General features: G+C 65.8%; 14 protein-coding genes. 8 read left to right on the plus strand and 6 right to left on the minus strand.

What is annotated here, in order from left to right; all coding sequences use genetic code 11:
- The first annotated feature begins 96 nt into the window (after positions 1-96).
- The 4 genes from V8V93_RS06410 to V8V93_RS06425 are packed head-to-tail and all read left to right on the plus strand — an operon-like array spanning position 97 to position 4,751.
- On the plus strand, positions 97-903 hold the full coding sequence (locus V8V93_RS06410; RefSeq protein ID WP_338669532.1) for a protein phosphatase 2C domain-containing protein: 807 nt from the start codon (positions 97-99) through the stop codon (positions 901-903).
- Between the two features lie 52 nt (positions 904-955).
- Complete coding sequence (locus tag V8V93_RS06415; protein ID WP_338669533.1) at positions 956-1,984, plus strand: extracellular solute-binding protein; 1,029 nt, start codon at positions 956-958, stop codon at positions 1,982-1,984.
- Positions 1,985-1,991: 7 nt separating this feature from the next.
- Positions 1,992-3,047, plus strand: a complete 1,056-nt coding sequence (locus V8V93_RS06420; RefSeq protein ID WP_338669534.1) for an ABC transporter ATP-binding protein — start codon at positions 1,992-1,994, stop codon at positions 3,045-3,047.
- A gap of 6 nt (positions 3,048-3,053) precedes the next feature.
- Positions 3,054-4,751 carry an ABC transporter permease gene (locus V8V93_RS06425; RefSeq protein WP_338669535.1) on the plus strand — a complete coding sequence of 566 codons (1,698 nt, stop codon included), beginning with the start codon at positions 3,054-3,056 and terminating at the stop codon, positions 4,749-4,751.
- Here V8V93_RS06425 and V8V93_RS06430 read toward each other — a convergent pair.
- Positions 4,748-6,010: an HD-GYP domain-containing protein gene (locus tag V8V93_RS06430; RefSeq protein ID WP_338669536.1), complete on the minus strand. Its 1,263-nt coding sequence runs from the start codon at positions 6,008-6,010 to the stop codon at positions 4,748-4,750. The two genes, V8V93_RS06425 and V8V93_RS06430, sit on opposite strands and share 4 nt — an antisense overlap.
- Positions 6,011-6,340: 330 nt before the next feature.
- On the opposite strand from V8V93_RS06430, the gene V8V93_RS06435 reads away from it, so the two are divergent.
- Positions 6,341-6,784 carry a hypothetical protein gene (locus V8V93_RS06435; protein ID WP_338669537.1) on the plus strand — a complete coding sequence of 148 codons (444 nt, stop codon included), beginning with the start codon at positions 6,341-6,343 and terminating at the stop codon, positions 6,782-6,784.
- A 306-nt stretch (positions 6,785-7,090) separates the two neighbouring features.
- Here V8V93_RS06435 and V8V93_RS06440 read toward each other — a convergent pair whose 3' ends face one another.
- Both V8V93_RS06440 and V8V93_RS06445 read right to left on the minus strand, forming a co-directional pair.
- Positions 7,091-7,483 (minus strand): DUF2721 domain-containing protein, encoded by a 393-nt coding sequence (locus V8V93_RS06440; RefSeq protein WP_338669538.1) that lies wholly within the window; start codon positions 7,481-7,483, stop codon positions 7,091-7,093.
- 146 nt (positions 7,484-7,629) lie between these two features.
- Entirely contained in the window at positions 7,630-8,781 is a 1,152-nt protein-coding gene (locus V8V93_RS06445) for a PQQ-dependent sugar dehydrogenase (protein ID WP_338669539.1), read from the minus strand.
- Positions 8,782-9,059: 278 nt separating this feature from the next.
- Here V8V93_RS06445 and V8V93_RS06450 point away from each other — a divergent pair, with 278 nt between their 5' ends.
- Positions 9,060-9,983, plus strand: coding sequence for a transporter substrate-binding domain-containing protein (locus V8V93_RS06450; protein ID WP_338669540.1), 924 nt, complete (start codon positions 9,060-9,062; stop codon positions 9,981-9,983).
- A gap of 56 nt (positions 9,984-10,039) precedes the next feature.
- On the opposite strand, the gene V8V93_RS06455 is transcribed toward V8V93_RS06450, so the two are convergent.
- From V8V93_RS06455 to V8V93_RS06465, 3 genes are all read right to left on the minus strand, one after another.
- Positions 10,040-10,360, minus strand: coding sequence for an SHOCT domain-containing protein (locus V8V93_RS06455; RefSeq protein WP_338669541.1), 321 nt, complete (start codon positions 10,358-10,360; stop codon positions 10,040-10,042).
- An 18-nt stretch (positions 10,361-10,378) separates the two neighbouring features.
- Positions 10,379-10,894, minus strand: coding sequence for a periplasmic heavy metal sensor (locus V8V93_RS06460; RefSeq protein ID WP_338669542.1), 516 nt, complete (start codon positions 10,892-10,894; stop codon positions 10,379-10,381).
- Between the two features lie 197 nt (positions 10,895-11,091).
- Positions 11,092-13,872: an SIS domain-containing protein gene (locus tag V8V93_RS06465; protein WP_338669543.1), complete on the minus strand. Its 2,781-nt coding sequence runs from the start codon at positions 13,870-13,872 to the stop codon at positions 11,092-11,094.
- A 332-nt stretch (positions 13,873-14,204) separates the two neighbouring features.
- On the opposite strand from V8V93_RS06465, the gene V8V93_RS06470 reads away from it, so the two are divergent.
- Both V8V93_RS06470 and V8V93_RS06475 read left to right on the plus strand, forming a co-directional pair.
- The gene (locus V8V93_RS06470; RefSeq protein ID WP_338669544.1) at positions 14,205-15,461 is read left to right on the plus strand and encodes an ABC transporter substrate-binding protein; all 1,257 of its coding nucleotides are present in this window, start codon (positions 14,205-14,207) and stop codon (positions 15,459-15,461) included.
- On the plus strand, positions 15,449-17,953 hold the full coding sequence (locus tag V8V93_RS06475; RefSeq protein WP_338669545.1) for an ATP-binding protein: 2,505 nt from the start codon (positions 15,449-15,451) through the stop codon (positions 17,951-17,953). The genes V8V93_RS06470 and V8V93_RS06475 overlap by 13 nt, the downstream gene beginning before the upstream one ends.
- The last annotated feature ends 86 nt before the right edge of the window (positions 17,954-18,039 follow it).

Below are 18,039 nucleotides of genomic sequence, written 5' to 3' on the forward strand. Positions count from 1 at the left end.
AATATATCTATATGAACGTCTGCTCAATAGACGGTATCAATTTGACAGAACGGTGACGCCGGTACCAGTGTGGCAGGGACCGGAAAAGGACAACCCATGAGAATCGATACCGTTTTTGAGCAGGGGACCGGCCTGCTGAACGAGGACTTCCTGGTCGTGGACAAGAACCTGTTCGGCGTGTTCGACGGGGCCACCAGCCTGTCCCCGGCCCGCTTCGGCCACGGCCTGACCGGGGGCTACCTGGCCTCGACCGTGGCCGGGAGCGCCTTCCGCGGGAGCGACCGGCCGCTCGGGGAGCTGGCGGACAGGGCCAACCGGGCGATCATGGAGGCCATGCTGAAGCACGGCGTGGACCTGGACGACCGGGCGAACCTGTGGTCCACCAGCGCGGCCGTGGTCCGGGTCCTGGAGGACCGTTTCGAGTGGGTCCAGATCGGCGACTGCCTGGTCATGACCCTGCTTGAGGACGGCTCCCACCGGGTGCACTGCGCCGAATTCAACCACGACCTCGAAACCCTGACCCTGTGGCGGGAGGCCTCCTGCGGGAGCGAGGGGGCGATCCTCGACGTCATGCACGAGCAGATCGTCAAGGTCCGCCGGGGCATGAACGTGACCTACGGCGTATTCAACGGGGAGCCCGCGGCCATGGATTTTTTGAACGCCGGATCCCTGCCCCTTGAAGGGGTCACGGACATCCTGCTCTTCACCGACGGCCTGTTCATCCCCAAGCGCGACCCCGGCGAGCGGGAGGACTTCCACCTGTTCGCCGAGCTGTTCCGCGCGGGCGGGCTCAGGGGGGTCCTGGACCACATCCGGAGCACGGAGGCGGAGGACGCGGCATGCACCCGCTATCCCCGGTTCAAGGTCCACGACGACGTAGCGGCCATTTCCATAGCGCTGTAGGCCCGGCGGAGCCCGCGGCGGAACCATACTGCAACCGATTTGGAGGAAAGCGATGAAACGGATTTTCTGTTTGCTGTCGAGCCTGGCGCTCGTGGTCCTGTGCGCCTCGGCCGCGTTGGCCGCAAAGCTCGAGGACAAGGTGGTCGTCTACTCGACCCACGGCGAGTCCCTGCTGGAAGCGGTGGCCGACGCCTTCGAGGCCAAGACCGGCGTGGCCGTGGAGTTCCTGAACCTCAAGGGCGAGCTGGCCGACCGGGTCCGCGCCGAAAAGGCCAACCCCCAGTCCGACGTCATGTACGGCGGCCCGTCCTCCGTCTACCAGGAGCTCCAGGCCGAAGACCTGTTCGAGCCCTTCACGCCCACATGGGCCGCCAAGGTCAACCCCCTGTTCAAGGACAAGGACGGCTACTGGATCGGGACCATCCAGACCCCGGTGCTGCTGTTCTACAACACCGAGATGCTCACCGCGGCCGAGGCCCCCAAGGACTGGAAGGACCTGGCCGCCCCCCGCTACAAGGGCATGCTCGTCTTCCGCAACGCCCTGTCTTCGTCCGCCCGGGCCACCTATTCCGCCCTGTTGCAGCAGTACGAAAAGAAGGGCGAGCTGGACAAGGGCTGGGCCTTCCTCAAGGCCGTGGACGCCAACACCAAGCGCTACTACGGCAGCGGCTCCCTCCTGTTCCAGGCCGTGGGCCGCAAGGAGGCCGCCATCAGCTTCTCGGTGCTCAACGACATCATCGACAACATGACCAAGAACAAGATGCCGCTCCAGTTCATCGACGCCACGAGCGGCTCCCCGGTCATCACCGACGGCATCGCCCTGATCCGGCACGCCAAGCACCCCGAAGCGGCCAAGGCCTTCGTGGAGTTCGCGGGCAGCGCCGAGGTCCAGGCCATGCTGGCCCGGAAATTCAACCGCATGCCGACCCTGCCCGACGCCCTGGCCGACGCTCCGGCGTGGATGGGCAAGGTCAAGTTCAAGGCCATGGACGTGAACTGGGGCGAACTGGCCTCCCGCCAGTCGGCCTGGATGCAGAAGTGGGACGCCGAGGTCAAGGACTCGGCCAAGGACAAGAAGTAGCCCCGCCATGGACGAAGTGGTCCTCAGGGGGGTGACCAGGACCTTCGGCTCGACCACGGCCTGCGCCGACGTGGACCTCTCCGTCGGGCGGGGCGAGCTGTTCACCTTTCTGGGCCCGTCCGGCTGCGGCAAGACGACCATTCTGCGCCTGATTGCGGGGTTTCTGACCCCGCAGTCGGGCGCCATCCTGCTCGGCGGCCGTGACATCACCGGCCTGCCGCCCGAGAAGCGGGAGGTGGGCATGGTCTTCCAGAACTACGCCCTGTTCCCGTACCTGACCGTGGCCCGCAACGTGGAGTACGGCCTGCGCGTGCGCCGCCGGACCAAGGCGGAGATACGCGCCACCGTGGCCCGCTACCTGGACATGGTCGGGCTGTCCGGCTTTGAGGAGCGGCGCATCGACGAGTTGTCCGGCGGCGAGCAGCAGCGGGTGGCCCTGGCCCGCTCCCTGGCCGTGGAGCCGCGCGTGCTCCTGCTCGACGAGCCGCTGTCCAACCTGGACGCCCGGCTGCGCGACCACACCCGCGAGGAACTCCGGAACCTCCAGCGCGAGCTGGGCATCACCACCATCTTTGTGACCCACGACCAGAACGAGGCCCTGACCCTGTCCGACCGCATCGCCGTGTTCGACCGCGGCCGGGTGGTCCAGACCGGCACCCCGGCCGAAATTTACGGCCGCCCTCGCAACGGCTTCGTGGCCGGGTTCGTGGGCGACACCAATCTCATCGAGGCGGCCTGGCGCGACGGCCTGGCCGTGACCCCGGACGGGCTGACCGTCCGGGCCGAGACCTCCGGGCCGGGGCGGTACGTGGCCGTCAGGCCCCAGGACGTGCGCCTGTCGCCGCCGGACACCCCCCCATCCCCGGGCGACGACAACGCGTTCGAGGGGCTGGTCACGGACGCGCAGCTCAACGGGGTGTGGATCGACTATCGGGTCCGGGTGGGCGACATGGTCTTGCGCGCCGCCGCCCTGAACACCCTGGCCGACGGCTTCGCGCCGCGTCCGGGCGACCGGGTGCGCGTGTCCTTCGCGGCCCGGTCGGCCATGGTCCTGGAGGAGTAGGGAGCCATGCGCGTGGACAGGCGGCGGCTCCCGCTCTGGCTGCTTACGGCGGCCCTGGTCTGGTTTCTGACGGGCTTCATCCTGCATCCGGCCCTGTCCACGCTGCTGGTCAGCCTGGCGCCCGGGGAGGGGGCGTCCGGCGGGGCGGGGCTGGCGCGCTACCTGGCCTTCTTCTCTTCCTCCACGGACCTGTCCGTGCTCTGGAACTCCGTGGTCCTCGGGCTGCTGACCGTGCTCGCCTGCGGGGTGACCGGCACGGCGCTGGCCTTTTTCGTGCATTATTTCGAATTCCCCTTGCGCGGTGTGGTGGACAAGATCCTGCTCCTGCCGGTGATGATGCCGGGGATCATCATCGTCTTCGCCTTCGTCCAGCTCTACGGCGAGAGCGGGCTGGTGACCAAGACCGTGGAGACGTGGCTGGGGCTGGGCTCCCCGCCGTGGGACTTCGCCGGGCTGCCGGGCATCCTGTTCGTGCACACCTACACCCAGTACGTCTATTTCTACATCGCGGTATCCCTGGCCATTCGGCACATCGACGGCTCGGTGGTGGAGAGCGCGCGCGCCCTGGGCGCGTCCCGGCTCAAGGTCTTCACCTCGGTTATCCTGCCGTTCCTGGCCCCGGCCCTGATCACCGCAGCGGCCGTGACCTTCATGACCGGCATCGGCTCGTTCACCGCGCCGAGCATCATCGGCGGGCCGTACAAGGTCCTGACCACCCAGATACTTCTGGCCAAGGCCAACAACTACATGGGGCTGGCCGCCGTGCAGGTGGTCGTGCTGACCGTCATCTCGCTGCTCTTCTTCGCCGTGCTGCGGCACTACGAGCGGGGGCGCATCTTCGCGGCCCAGGTCAAGGGGACGTCCATGCGCCCGGCGGTCGTGCGCAACCCCCTGGCCCGGTACGCCATGCGCGGCGCGGCCTGGTTTCTGGTGGTCATGGTCGTACTGCCGTTTGCGGCCATCATCCTGCTTTCCTTCGTGGATTCGGCCTCCTGGATGGTCAGCATCTACCCGCAGCATTTCTTCCTGGACAACTTCGAGGCGGTCTTCACCCGGGCCCGGAAGTTCCGGCCGTTCCTGAACAGCGTGAACATGTCCCTGCTGGCCGCCCTGGGCTGCATGGCGGTGGCCGTGCCCGCCTCGTTCATCATCGAGAAGACCCGCATGAAGCTGCGCTGGCTCATCGAGTTCCTGGTCATCCTGCCCTGGGCCATGCCCGCCAGCGCCATCGCCGTGAACCTGATCAACGCCAACAGCACGCCCAACGTCTTCGCCTTCAACGCCATCCTGCTCGGCTCCTATTTCCTCCTGCCGTTGGGCTACTTCATCAAGTCCCTGCCCATCGTGGTCAAGATCGTCCACGTCTCCTTCCAGAACCTGAGCACGACCCTGCTGGAGGCCTCGTCCAGCCTCGGAGCGAGCCGGTTCCAGACCTTCAGGGGCGTGGCTCTGCCCATGCTCTCGCCCGGCCTGCTGGCCGGGTTTCTGCTGGTCTTCATCAACAGCGTGGGGGAGTACACCGTGTCCGCCTTCCTCTACACCGCCTCGAACAAACCCATGTCCATCGCCATGGTCAACGCCATCTTCGAATACGAGATCGGGCTGTCCATGGCCTACGGCACGCTGCTGTTGGTCCTGACCGGCGCGCTCGGCGGGGTCATCGGCCTGGTGCGGCGCGACGCCTTAGCCGGGGGGGATCGCTAGGAACCGGGTTCCACGTAGTAGGTGATGCGGGTGCGGGGGGAGAGGTATTCGAGCATTTCCGGGGTCAGCTGGGCCAGGCGGATGGATTTCTCAACACGCAGGTCCGGCTCGTCGGCCAGGTCCACGATGAGCGCCTCCTTCTTGGGCACATCCGGATCGTAGAGCATGACGCTCGGGTTGAGTTGGTTCTTGGGGTTCACGGCCATGACCATGCCCACCTCGCCGTTGGACAGTTCCACCACGGTGCCCGGCGGGTACACGCCCAGGCAGCGGATGAACAGGGCGAGCAGCTCCACGTCGAAGAGGTGCTTCTGCTGGCCGAACATGTAGGACAGGGCCAGGTACGGGGTCAGGGACTCCATGGGGTCGGGCCGGTTGCAGTGGTTGTCGTAGGCGTCGGCGATGGCCACCATGCGCGCCAGCCGGTCGATGCCGTCGCCGGCCAACCCCTTGGGGAAGCCCGAGCCGTCCATGCGCTCGTGGTGCTGGGCCACCACACTGGCCGCGCCGCGCGGGAAGACGTCGATGTCGGCCAGCATGGCCGCGCCGTACGCCGGGTGCCGTTCCAGCAGTTCCTGTTCGGGCCGGGTCAGCTCACCGCGTTTTTTCAGTATCTTTTTGGGGATGCGGTCCTTGCCGATGTCGTGGAACAGCGCGCCCAGGCCGAGCACGGTCAGCTCTTCCGCGTTCAGCCGGGCCTCCTTGCCCACGATCATGGACAGCACGGCCACATTCATGGGGTGCGAGTAGGCAGACTCGCCCCGGTCCACCACGTTCATCAGGTGCAGGGTGGACTCGCGGTCGTCCAGGAAATAGTCGGTCAGGCGGGACACGAAATCCGCCGCCGCCACGGCCGCCTCGGCCTGTCCGGCGATAACGCCCTTGAGGATGTCGTTGAAGGTCTTGATGCAGGTGTTGAAGCGTTTTTCGCACAGGGCGATGCGCTCCTTCTTCTGTTTCAACCGCCGGGTGCGCTCCTTCTTGACCGCCCACAGCCGGTCGATGACCTCGCGCGGGACCGGCTTTTCGGCCACGGGAACCCCCTGGGGAGACTTGGGGGGAGCGGCGGGCAGGACATCGGATTTCTCTGGAATGCAGACGACATGGGTGATGCCCAGGCTCTTTATCAGGGCGATCTGGTCCGCGTCCTTGACCTTGAAATTGCTGAACAGGAAAGGGTGCTCAAACCAGCTGGTCTTTTCCAGCCGGATGAAGACGCCCGGTCGGAGCTGGTCCACCGAGATACGGATTTCGGGCATGTTTTGCTCCGTCATGATGGGCCAACATACAACAACGGGATGTATCCGACAACCGTTAAGGATTGAGGTAATCAATTAAAACGCTTGATTAATAGTGAATTCATAAAGAATGCGACCGGTATTGTTGAAAAGTGGCGTTCGACGTGCGTATGGAGCCATGCGGAGCCGAAAAAACGCATCAAAAAGCATTGCCAAGATGCGTGAAATGGTTTAATTCTCAATATACCTGGTGTGTTTTCCACATTCTTTCATGTTGGAAAAATTGACTTTAAGGCGGATTACTTTATGCCGAAGAAGGCAGGTTCCGGGAGGCGATTCCCGGTAGGCTCATTGGCCATATTCTTTTTTTTCGTTGCCGTGGCCGGGCTGGTTTATTTTCAGACGGACCTGTTCCGCCTGGCTTCGCCCAAGCGCGGACTGTCGGGCCTGGTGTCCGTCCGGGGCTCTGTCTCCCTCGAACGGCTGGCCCTGTCCGAACAGGAAATCGGCATTATCAACCAGGCCGTGGCCCAATACCGCGACACCTTTTCCAAGGTGGACCTGATCGTGGATACCGTGGGCCATGTGGACAAAATCACCCCGAACACCGTCCTCGTCTTTGCCGTGGAGCTGCAGACCAACGGCGACCTGGTGGTCAAGTCCTGGAGCCGCAAAGTCCCGCGCGCCAACATAGTCTCCCAGCTGGTCGGCTACATGGGTAAGGCGGCCGGCGAGTACAAGGAATTCAAGCGGTTCCCCGACGTAAAACAGAATTTCAAGATCCTCTACATCTAGCCGTCTCCGCCGTTGACGCACGCAGAAAGGGCCCGGACACTGTCCGGGCCCTTTTGCGTTGCCTCCGGCGGCCGGGGCGCTGCCCTGGACCTTCCCAAACTTCTTGTGTGCCTTCGGCAGAGGCGTGCGAGTGCCTCGGACCGTGCTGAAAGTTTTGAGAAAAAGGAAGCCTTCCGCGCTATCGCTATCCGCGAAGCGGCCCAAAAGGCTTGGGAGGGAAGAGGGATGGAGGTCCGGGGAAGGGAGAAGGGAAGCCCTTTTCAAAGGGTTCCCTTCTCCCTTCCCCCGGCCGCCGGAGGCGCTTTTCTACCGCTGCTCCATGTCCTTGAGCAGGATGTCGAGGGCGTTGAGGGAGATGCGGATTTCCAGGAAGGAGTAGAACATGGACAGGATCAGGAAGAGCAGGCTGACGCCGAAGAGGATCTGCCCAGCCAGTTCGAACTCCTGGAAGATGCAGATCATGGAAAAGATGCAGGCGAGCATGGACATGACCCCGAAGCCCTGCATGTGCCGGATCATGTGTACCCTTTTGCGCAGGTTGTCGATCTGGGCGAGGATGGTCTGATCGGGCTGCTGCCGATACTGGTCGTGCAGGGTGCGGATGCGCGCGGCCAGGGACAGGAACCGGTTGGTGAAGGCGAGCATGAACAGGGAGATGGCCGGGAAGAGCAGGGCCGGGGTGGTGACGGTCATCTGCATGGAGGAGCCCCTTGTCGCGTCCGGGCTGGAGTTCCGTACGGCTGGTTTTATTGAGGTTATTGCATCGGGTCCGGGCCTCCGCGCAGGAGGCCCGGACCCGTATCATGCTAGCCGATCGGGTGCCGGAAGTAAATCGGCGGCTCGCTCTAACGCGGTTCCAGCCGGATCAGCCTGCCGTCGTCCTCGTCGGTGAGCACGTAGACCAGGCCGTCCGGTCCCTGCCGGATGTCGCGGACGCGGTGGCCCATGGGCAGGTCCTTGTCGCCCAGGACCGTGCCGTTCCGGTCGAGTTCGATGAGCCGGATGGTCTCGCTGCGCAGGCCGCCTGCCAGGAGATCGCCCTTCCAGGCCGGGAAGGCGTCGCCGGTGTAGACCATCAGCCCGGAGGGCGCGAACCGCCACTTCCAGACCACGGCCGGGTCGGTCATGCCGGGCAGGGAGTGGTGGTCGGCCACGTCCATGGGCAGGGTGTACTCCTTGCTCCAGGACGCCTTGGGCCAGCCGTAGTTGCGGCCGGGTTCGATGCGGTTGATCTCGTCGCCGGTGCGGGCGGCGTGCTCGCTGACCCACAGGGTCCCGCGCAGGGGATCGAAGGCCATGCCCTGGATATTGCGGTGGCCCATGGTGTACAGGCCGGGCGCGGCGTCCGGGCCGGGGAAGGCCGGCGGCCCGGCCGGGGTGCCGTCGTCCTTGAGGTGGATGAGCTTGCCTTGGTGCGTGGCCGGGTTCTGGGCTTGGTCGCGGGCGAGCATCCCGTCCACGCGCTGGGGCGGATTGCCGCCGTCGCCCACGGACAGGACCAGGGTCCTGTCCGGCAGCCAGGCCAGGCGAGAGCCGAAGTGCTGGCCCCCGGACTTGGCCGGGGAGGCGGTGAAGATCACCTCGGCGCCGCTGAACCGGGCGCCGTCGAAGCGGGCGCGCCCCAGGGCGGTGCGGTTGGCCGTTTTCGTGCCCGTGGCCAAGGTGAAATAGACCAGCCGGTTTTCCTCGAAATCGGGGTGCAGGGCGATGTCCAGGAGCCCGCCCTGGCCGTACGCCAGGACCTCGGGCGCGCCGGGGATGGGGGTCAGCCTGCCGTCCTTGAACAGACGCACCCGGCCGGGCCGCTCGGTGATCAGCAGGCCGCCGTCCGGCAGCCAGGCCATGGACCACGGGTGGTCGAGACCGGAGGCCAGGGTGGCCGCCCGGACGTTCTGCACGGGTTCCGTCCTCTCCGGCGAGAAGTACGGTTCGGCTCCGGCCCGCACGGGGGCGAGGAAGAGCAGGAGAAACGGGACGAAAAGTATATCTCGGCGCATTGCTGCCTCCGGGTCCGTGTTGGCGCGCCGTTCGGGAGGGAGGGCGCGGGTTCTGTGATTATAGCACAAGCAGGCGGATTTGGACAGGCGGGGAGCGCGGCTGCGTGATCAGGCCTGGAAAGGCTGCTGTGCCGGCGATGCCTGCGAAATTATATCGGCTGTCCGATTATTGTTGCCACGGAAGCGAATTTGTGCTTTCACTACCGCACCGGTTCTTTTTATTCCCAGGCAGGCGGCCTCCTTTCCCGGCCCCTGTGCAGCAACGGATCAGTCAGGCAATGCGCAATCATCTCAATGGTTTTTTTTTCGTTCTCGCCTTGCTCGTCGGCGCGGCGGGCGGGGCCCGTGCGGGAGAGAAGCCGGTGCTCTACTGGCCCTATTTCAACTTCCCGCCTTATTTCATCACCGCCCCCGGCGCGCAGCCCGAGGGCATGGGCATCGATGTGGCCCGCGCCCTGCAAAAGGAGATGCCCGGATACGAGCACGTCTTCATCCATGCCAGCCCCCAGCGCATCGCCGAGGAGCTGCAAACCGGGCGGGAGCCGTTCGCGGTCAGCGGGTTGCTCAAGACCCCGGAGCGGGAGGGCCACATCCTCTATGCCGACATCCCGTGCAGGGTGACCTTTACCGTGATGGTCGTCATGCGCCGCGAGGACCTTTGGAGGCTGGCCCCGAACGGCAACGCCTCCCTGGCCTATCTGGCCGCCGACAAGGGGCTGACCTTCGGCTACGTCCCCGGCCTCAGTTACGACCTCGCCAGACCGTTCGTGGCCCGGTTGATCTCCACCGCGGGAGGGCAACGCGCCACGACCGCCCACGACGTGGGGCATCTTCTGGACATGCTGGCCGAGAAGCGGATCGACTGGTTCGTGCACGACAGCCTGAGCATCCGGTACGTCCTCGACGCGCGGCACATGCAGGAGCGCATCGCCGTGGTCAATGCCGAGGAATGCCCTCCGTCGCCCATATTCGGCTATATGGCCTGCGCCTGGACCGAGGAGGGGGCAGCGATCATGGCGCGCATCAACGGGGCCATGGCCCGGCTGGTGGCCTCGAACCGGCTATGCGAGACGCTCAGGAAGTGGATCCCGGAGCAGTTGGACACGGTCTTTGAGCGGGCCTACGCCCGGCGCATCCTGACCGCGGCGCACCTGGCCGCCGATGGCGGGGCCTGCTGTCGGGAAGAGACCGCACACCCCTGAAACGAAAACCGGCCGGACAGCGACTGCCCGGCCGGATTCTCAAGAGGACCCGCGCGTCATTTCGTCAGGTCCCGCTTCATCTGTTCGTATTGTTCCTTGTCGATCTCCCCGGCGGCGTAGCGCCGCTTGAGGATGTCCAGGGGCGTTTCGGCATGGCTCTCCGGGCCGCTCCCGAAGGTGCTCCCCGTGGAGTTTCCCTTGCCGAAGCTGCCCTTGAAGATCATGGCGACGGCGACGACGACAACGACCAGGAGCAGGATCATGAACCACCCGCCAAACGGCGAATACATCATGTTCATTCCCCCGCCCCAGCCGGGGCCGCCGCCCCCGTTGTACATGGGTTGCTGGGCGGTCAGGAAGAGGTAGGTGTCGGTCATGGCGTCTCCTTCGGGCGCTTATTGCTGCGCGCCGCCGTATCCGTATCCGCCGTGGTATCCATGGCCGGGTCCCATCATGCCGGGTCCCATCATGCCGCCGTACATGCCGCCGCCCATCATGCCCATGCCGTAATAGGAGAAGCCCTTTTCGCGCATGTCGATGAGCATGTTCACGCGGGTTTCAAGAGCCTGGGCGGACAGGGCGCCGATCTCCTTGGCCAGGGACCGGGCCTGCCCGGCGTCGATCTTGTCCTGGGCCAGCACGGCGTTCAGTTGGGCGTGCTTGGTCCACATCTGTTCGGACAGTTTGGCGAACTGCGCCTGGTATTTGGCCGAGATTTCCTGGTAGGCCTTCTGCTGTTCCGGCGAGAGCTGGTAGTTGCCTCCGCCATAGCCGGGACCCATCATGCGGCCGTAGCCGGGACCGCCGCCCATCATGCCGCCGCCGGGCCCCATGCCCATCTGGGCGGATGCGGGAATGCTGAGGAGCAGCACGAACGCCAGTGACACCAAAGTGATGAATGAATTTTTCATGGTAAAGCCTCCTAAGGGGTATTTAGGCTGTCACCTTAGCACACTCAGGCGAAATGAGCATTATTATTCCTTCGAGAGCGTGCGTGTCTCACGCTGGACAGAGGCCCGGCGCGAAAAGCCCCCGCATCCAAAAGGATGCGGGGGGCTTTGGGTCTGCGGATGCGCCGGAAATGGCCCGGATCGGTCCTGGGGCCATGCTACCCCTGGGGCCTGCTGATGCCGACGGTGACGGTTTTGGCCTGGTGGCGGATGGTGTCGATGGGGCGGGTCATTTCCTCGATGGCCTTGTTCAGGATGGTCAGGATGTCGGCCAGGCGGGCCTCGGCGGCCTGGATGTCCTGGGACTGGTTGACCAGCCAGAGCATGTAGTTGGCCAGGGATGCGGGCACGCGGGCGGGCAGGGCTGAGTCCGTGGCGCCCGAGGCGATGCGGTCGACGCATTCGTTCAGGGCGATGAGCAGGGCGCCCCGGTCGAAGGTGGTCGTGTCTTCGAGCATCTCCGCGATGCGCACCCGCGCCTTGCGGAACGGCTCGGCGTGGCTGTCGATGGCCTTGGCCGCGGACACGCCCCACCAGTGCCCGGCCACGGTCTCCAGCACGAAATCCAGGCCGCCGCCCGCGCGGGGGACCTTGACCGTGGCCTCGGCCACGCGGTCGAAGCGGTCCTCGTCCTCGGCGCAGAACACGATGGGCGAGCCGTTGTGCGCCTTGAAGATCGTCGTCTCCTTGACCGTGTCCATGACGACCATCTCGGGCAGGTCCGAGGCCATGACCAGGGTCAGGGGCTCGGTGGACAGGTCGATGTGCTTCTTGTCCTCCGTGATGTCGCACGGAATGGATTTATAGCATAATTCCGACAGCTTGATACGGACTTCTTGGGCCGCGATGCAGTTGGCGCCGTTGCCGACCAGGGCCCAGTAGCGGTGCACGGGCGCGTACTTGCGGGCGACTTCCGCGATCGATTCCTTGTTCTCCAGGACCTTGTCGATCTTGTCTGGAAGTCCTTCCAACGCCTCTATTTCATGGAGGATGTACGGCTTATCCATGCTCCCCAGGATGTCGGCCAGCCAGAGCGAGAGCAGCTTGCCCGCCGCTATCTGGGAGTAGAACGCCTTGGTCGAGGCCACGGCCATCTCCACGTCGCGGCCGTTGCTGGTGTAGATGTGCGAGTCCGATTTCTGGACCAGGGGCGAGTTGCGCCGGTTGACGATGCAGTTGACCCACGCGCCCCGGTCGCGGCACAGGTCCACCACCCGGTTCGTGTCCGTGGTCGTGCCCGACTGCGACACCGGGATCAGGAACACGTCGTCCATGCGCTCGTCGCCCATGAAGCCGATGAGTTCGCTGCCGGTGTAGGACTCGATGGACATGCCCGTGTCCGCCAGGGTGCGGCGCAGGAGCTGGGCCACGGCCATGGCGGCCACGGCGGCCGTGCCCTGGCCCACGCAGATGATCCGCCGGATGGGCCGGGAGCCGTCCCGGAACCGCTCGACCAGGGCCGGGCCGCGCCCGAACCCCTCGGGCAGGAACTCCACCTCGCCGTCTTTCTTGAGATATTTTCCGTGCAGGGTGTTGCGCACCGAGTCCGGGGCCTCGTGGATTTCCTTCTCGATGTAATGGGCGTACTCGCCCCGGAAGATGTCGCGCGAGAAGATCTCGATCTTCTCCTCGGCCAGCTCCACGGGCTCGCCGTTGTCCAGGTACCGGGCCACGGGCACGGCCCCCTCGGGGTCGGTGTCGCGCAGGACCACGGACACCCCGCCCTGCCGGTGCACGGCCACCGGGAAGGACGAGCGCGCCCGCGCGGCCATGCCGTAGGCCTCGCTCGCCACCAGCCAGCCGTCATTGGTCCGGCCGATGTAGAAGGACTGGCCCGAGCCCTTTTGCGCCAGGAACTGGGAGTCGAAATCGTTCAGGTTCTGCATGACCACGGCCAGGGACCCCTCGCAGCGCCGGAGCACGTTGCGGAACCGCTCCTCGGCGTCGCCCAAGTCCTCCACGCCCAGGTGGAAGAGCACGGGCAGGATCTTGGCGTCGGTCGAGATGGCCGGCGGGATGTGCGCGCCCTTGGCCAGGACCGTCTCCTCGACCAGGGTGCGGTAGTTGTCCACGTCGCCGTTGAGCACGAACATGGTCTTTTCCAGGCCCGTGGACATGTCCCCCTCGACCAGCCCGTCCACCGGGTGGCAGTTGGGCACCGAGATGATCCCGTTGGAGGCCCAGCGGGTGTGGGCGATGATGTTGAGCGTTTGCAGGCCTGCGGACATGGCCCACAACAGTTCGTCATGCTTGATGAATTCTCTGAGCGCCGCGCCGTTGTCCCCGAGCTGGCCGACCAGTTGGGCGACCTTGTACAGGAAACGGCAGGCGGTCCGGCCGTCGTCCAGCTTGCGCACCAGCACCTGCCGGGTGTCCGCGTTGTTGATGGACGAGCGGTCGGCCAGCTCCTGTTTCTGCGTCGGGGTCAGACCGGCCTCGGGGTCCACGCCCGCGGGCAGGACAAAGGCCAGGGCCACGCCCGCCGAGTCGCGGCCGCGCACCTCAAGCTTGTCGATGGACTGGAGCACCTGCTCGGCCCCCCAGGCCAGGAAATGCCGGTCGCGGACCTCGACGTCCGCGGCCAGATCGGCGGGCATGAGCGCCAGCGTCCGGTCCACGTTGACCAGCACCTCGCGCTCGATCTGCCACAGATAGTCGTCCAGCGCCTCGCGCAGCGACTCCAGCTCGTCCGTGCGCGGCCCCTGCTCCAGCTTCACGGCCGCCGCGTTGCGCAACGCCCGGAGGGTGTCCCGGATGCTCGACAGCGCCCGCCGCGCCTCGCCGTCCTCCACCAGCCGCATGTGCAGCCCGAAGGACATGAGTTCGTAAAACCGCCCGGCCAACTCCCCGAGCGGCGTGGCCGCCGCCAGGAGATCGTCTCCGCTGTTGGCCTCGGCAAAGGACACTTCAAGGCCGCCGAGCCAGGCCGTGTCCGGCATTTTCAACCACTTTTTATTGCTTAAGAAACTGGCGATACCACACATGGCGGTCGTGTACTCCTGATGGATGGTTTGGATAAATGGGCGGCAGGGCGGCGCGGGAAGCCCGGTGCGCCGGCGTCCTGCATGCGTCCGTTGAAGTACTGTACATGCCGGGCCTTGGCAAGGGTGCGGACGGGCGTGAAAGGGGGGCTGAAAATCTCGATTAACCGGGCGCATTTTCATAGGGAAAGTGATTAAAACAATCTTTTCAACATGTAATGGACATGATATGGTCCTCTCAAAATTATAGACAATGAGTGGGGGGACATGGCGAAACGGGTGGGCGCGGCATGATATCCGGCGGGGCGCATTGGCGGTCCATCCTGCTCGTCCTGTGCCTGGCGTGCCTCGCCTGCCGGGGCTCCGAGGCCCTGGCCCAAGGACGGGGCGGTTACGCGCTCGGCATGTCCGCGGCCTTCAGCGGCCCCAGCGACGGCCTGGGGGTGGAACTCTACCGGGGTTCCATGGCCTACTTCACCTATCTCAACGCGCACGGCGGCATCCACGGCAAGCCGGTCTCCATCAGCATCCTGGACGACGGCTACCAGCCCGGCCCGGCCATCGACAACACCATCCGATTTCTGCAGGGGGACGAGCCCCTGTGCCTGTTCGACTATGTGGGCACGCCCACGGTGACCCGCATCCTGCCCCTGCTCAAGGGCTACGGCGGGCGGCGAAAGCTCCTCTTTTTCCCCTTTTCCGGGGCCGAGCCCCAGCGCGAGCCCCCCTATACCCGGTACGTGTTCAACCTGCGCGCCTCCTATCGCCAGGAGCTGGCCGGGCTGGTGGACCGCTTCCTGGCCCTGGGCCGCAGGCGGCTGGCGGTCTTCTACCAGGCCGACGCCTTCGGCCGCAGCGGCTGGGACGGGGCGCACCGGGCGCTCAAGTCGCACGGGTACTCCCTGGTGGGCGAGGCTACCTACCGGCGCGGGACGCGCTTTGCCGAGTCCATGAAGCAGCAGGTGGACATCCTCATGCACGCCAACCCGGACGCGATCCTGTCCATCGGCTCGTACGCGGCCTGCGCGGCCCTGATCCGGGACGCCCGCGACATGGGGCTGGCCGTGCCCATCGCCAACGTCTCCTTCGTGGGCAGCGAAAAGCTGCTCTACCTGTTACAGGAGGCGGGGCGCGAAAGGGGGCGCGACTACACCTCGAACCTGGTCAACTCCCAGGTGGTCCCGAGCTACGAGGACCTGAGCCTGCCCGCGGTGCGCGAGTACCGCGAACTCATGGACCGCTACGCGCCGGAAGCCCCGGCCCTGGCCGACGGGAACTACGAGCCCCTGCGCTACAGCTTCACCAGCTTCGAGGGGTTCCTCAACGCCAAGGCCATGGCCCGCATCCTGGAGACCTATGACGCGAACCCCGCGTCGGGGCTGCGGGCGGCGGCGGAATCCCTGGCCGAGGCGGACATCGGCATCGACGAGCCCCTGCGCTTCGGCCCGAACCGGCACCAGGGGCTGGACCGCGTCTATTTCACCACCGTCCGGGACGGCAAGTTCGTGCCCATGGACGAAAGGCAGTGGCAGGCATGGCAGCGATAAGGGGCATGTCCCTGTTCAAGAAGACCGGCCTGATCGTGTTCTGCCTGTTCGGGGTCATCGCGAGCCTGACCTCGGCAATGACCGCCTGGACCCTGTACGGGATGATGACCCGTGAATACGTCAGCAAGGGTACGGCCATCGCCCAATCCATCGCCGGGGCCAGCCAGGAGATTCTGCTCAACCGCGACGCGGCCACGGTCCAGTCCATGATCGACCAGTACCTGGATATCGAGGGGGTGGCCTATGTCTTTGTCGTGGACGCCGACGGGCTGGTGGTCTCGCACACCTTCGTGCCCGAGTTCCCGCCCATGCTGCACGAGGTCCGGGGGTTGAAGCACGAGACGACCATCTCCTCCCTGGTGATCCCCCCCTACGGGCGGGTCCTCGACATCTGCACGCCGATCCTGGCCGGGTTGGCCGGGCATGTGCACGTGGGCATGGGCAAGGAGCTGATCATGGCCTACTTCTGGAAAGTGGTCTTCAGGATGCAGATCCTGCTCTTTTTCATCTTCTGGGGGTGCGTGGGCATCCTCTACCTGATGATGCGCCGCGTCTCCCGTCCCCTGGGGCAACTGACCGACTTCGCCCGCAAGCTGGCCGCCCACGATTTTTCGGCGACCATCGACATCCGCACCCGGGACGAGCTGGCCGTGCTCGGCCGGGCCATGATGTCCATGGGCCAAGAGCTTGCCCTGCTCTTCTCCGAGATGGAGAGCGAGGTGGGCAAGGCCACCGCCGACCTGCGCGACCACATGGCCTACCTGGCGGCCATCATCGACAACCTGGCCGACGGGCTGCTGGTGGTGGACGTGACCGGCGCGGTCTCGGTCATCAACCCGGCCATGCGCGAATTCTTCGACCTGGGCGACACGCCGTGCAAGGGCCGGTCCCCGGCCCGGCTCTTTCCCGAAGAGGTCACGGCCATGGCCGACCGGATACGGCGCTGCACCACCGATGTGCTGTCCGCCGAGATTCCCCTGGCGCGCGGGCGGACCGGCAAGGCGGTGGGCTCGTCCATCTTCGCGGAGACCCCGGACCGCCAATGCCTGGGCGGGGTCCTGCTGATCCGCGACATCACCCGCGAGAAGGAGCTGGACCAGCTCAAGACGGATTTCATCTCCACGGTCTCTCACGAATTGCGCACGCCCATGACCTCGGTGCTCGGCTTTTCCAAGATCATCCGCAAGAAGCTGGACCGGGCCGTGTTCCCTCTGCTCGACGGGGAAAAGAGCGTGGAGAAGCCCATCAGTCAGGTGCGCGGCAACATGGACATCATCGTGGCCGAGGCCGAACGGCTGACCGAGCTGATCAACGACGTCCTGGACATCGCCCGCATGGAGGCCGGGGAGATCCAGTGGCGGGACGAGAACGTGTCCATGGCCGGGATCCTGCACCAGTCGGTGGAGGCCACGCGCGGCCTGTGGGAGGCCAAGGGGCTCGAGGTCGAGGTCGACGCCGCGGAGGGGCTGCCGATGGTTCGCGGCGACCGCGACCGGCTGGTCCAGGTGGTGGTCAACCTCCTGTCCAACGCGGTCAAGTTCACCGACGTGGGGCCCATCCGCTGCTCGGCGGTGCGCGAGGGCGAATACGTGCGGGGCTCGGTGGCGGACAACGGCTCGGGCATCGACATGGCCGACATGCGCATGGTCTTCGACAAGTTCAAGCAGGTGGGGGACACCCTGACCGGCAAGCCCGAGGGGTCCGGCCTGGGGCTGCCCATCTGCCGCCAGATCGTGGAGCGCCACGGCGGATCCATCTGGGTCGAGAGCGAGCCGGGCCGGGGCAGCGTCTTTTCCTTCACCATCCCCCTGGCCGGGCTGGAGCCCCTGGTCATTCCGGAGGGCGCGTCCGCCCCCTGCCGCGGGGCCGGGGACGCACCGGGCGGCCGGGCGCGGACATCCCCCCTGGTCCTGGTGGTGGACGACGACCCCTCCCTCATCGAATATCTCTCCCAGGTCTTCGAGGAGCAGGGCTTCACGGTGTGCGAGGCGGCCAACGGCCCGGACGCGGTGGCCGTGGCCCGGTCCGTGCTGCCCGACCTGATCACCATGGACATCATGATGCCGGGCATGGACGGCCGCGAGGTCATCGCCCGGCTGCGGGCCATGGACGAGACCCGGGACATCCCCATCCTGGTCATCACCGCCCTGAGCGGAACCGAGGGCGAAGCCGGGGACATGGCCCTGGTCAAGCCCGTGGACGACGCCACGGTGCTCGAGGCCGCCGAGGCGCTGCTCCGCGGCAAGGCCTACGGCGCCGCCTGCATTGTGCTCGGCGGGCACAGGGAATGCGACCTGAACGGGCTGCGGGTCATGTGCGCGGGCGAGGTGACCTTTGCCACGGCCGAGGAGTTCTGGCCCCTGGTGGAGGACGGGTTCCGGGGCACGGTGTTCGTCTCCTCAGAGGTCGTGGGCGAGGTGGAGCTGGAGCGGCTGGCGCGGCTCGACGGGGTGTCGGTCATCATCCTCCCGCCCTTTGCTTGCAGGGGATGAGGACGGCCGACGTTATTCCAATTGCGATACCCCGCCCTCTTGTGGCATGGTCGTGTCATTGGGGGTAGAGATCGCATTTCATTTCA

The organism is Pseudodesulfovibrio sp. 5S69 (assembly GCF_037094465.1).
Lineage (GTDB): Bacteria > Desulfobacterota > Desulfovibrionia > Desulfovibrionales > Desulfovibrionaceae > Pseudodesulfovibrio > Pseudodesulfovibrio methanolicus.

Coding starts and splice junctions, on each gene's coding strand:
- V8V93_RS06410 (WP_338669532.1), top strand. CDS start 97: ATGAGAATCGATACCGTTTTTGAGCAGGGGACCGGCCTGCTGAACGAG.
- V8V93_RS06415 (WP_338669533.1), top strand. CDS start 956: ATGAAACGGATTTTCTGTTTGCTGTCGAGCCTGGCGCTCGTGGTCCTG.
- V8V93_RS06420 (WP_338669534.1), top strand. CDS start 1,992: ATGGACGAAGTGGTCCTCAGGGGGGTGACCAGGACCTTCGGCTCGACC.
- V8V93_RS06425 (WP_338669535.1), top strand. CDS start 3,054: ATGCGCGTGGACAGGCGGCGGCTCCCGCTCTGGCTGCTTACGGCGGCC.
- V8V93_RS06430 (WP_338669536.1), bottom strand. CDS start 6,010: ATGCCCGAAATCCGTATCTCGGTGGACCAGCTCCGACCGGGCGTCTTC.
- V8V93_RS06440 (WP_338669538.1), bottom strand. CDS start 7,483: ATGCAGATGACCGTCACCACCCCGGCCCTGCTCTTCCCGGCCATCTCC.
- V8V93_RS06445 (WP_338669539.1), bottom strand. CDS start 8,781: ATGCGCCGAGATATACTTTTCGTCCCGTTTCTCCTGCTCTTCCTCGCC.
- V8V93_RS06450 (WP_338669540.1), top strand. CDS start 9,060: ATGCGCAATCATCTCAATGGTTTTTTTTTCGTTCTCGCCTTGCTCGTC.
- V8V93_RS06455 (WP_338669541.1), bottom strand. CDS start 10,360: ATGACCGACACCTACCTCTTCCTGACCGCCCAGCAACCCATGTACAAC.
- V8V93_RS06460 (WP_338669542.1), bottom strand. CDS start 10,894: ATGAAAAATTCATTCATCACTTTGGTGTCACTGGCGTTCGTGCTGCTC.
- V8V93_RS06465 (WP_338669543.1), bottom strand. CDS start 13,872: ATGCCGGACACGGCCTGGCTCGGCGGCCTTGAAGTGTCCTTTGCCGAG.
- V8V93_RS06470 (WP_338669544.1), top strand. CDS start 14,205: ATGATATCCGGCGGGGCGCATTGGCGGTCCATCCTGCTCGTCCTGTGC.
- V8V93_RS06475 (WP_338669545.1), top strand. CDS start 15,449: ATGGCAGCGATAAGGGGCATGTCCCTGTTCAAGAAGACCGGCCTGATC.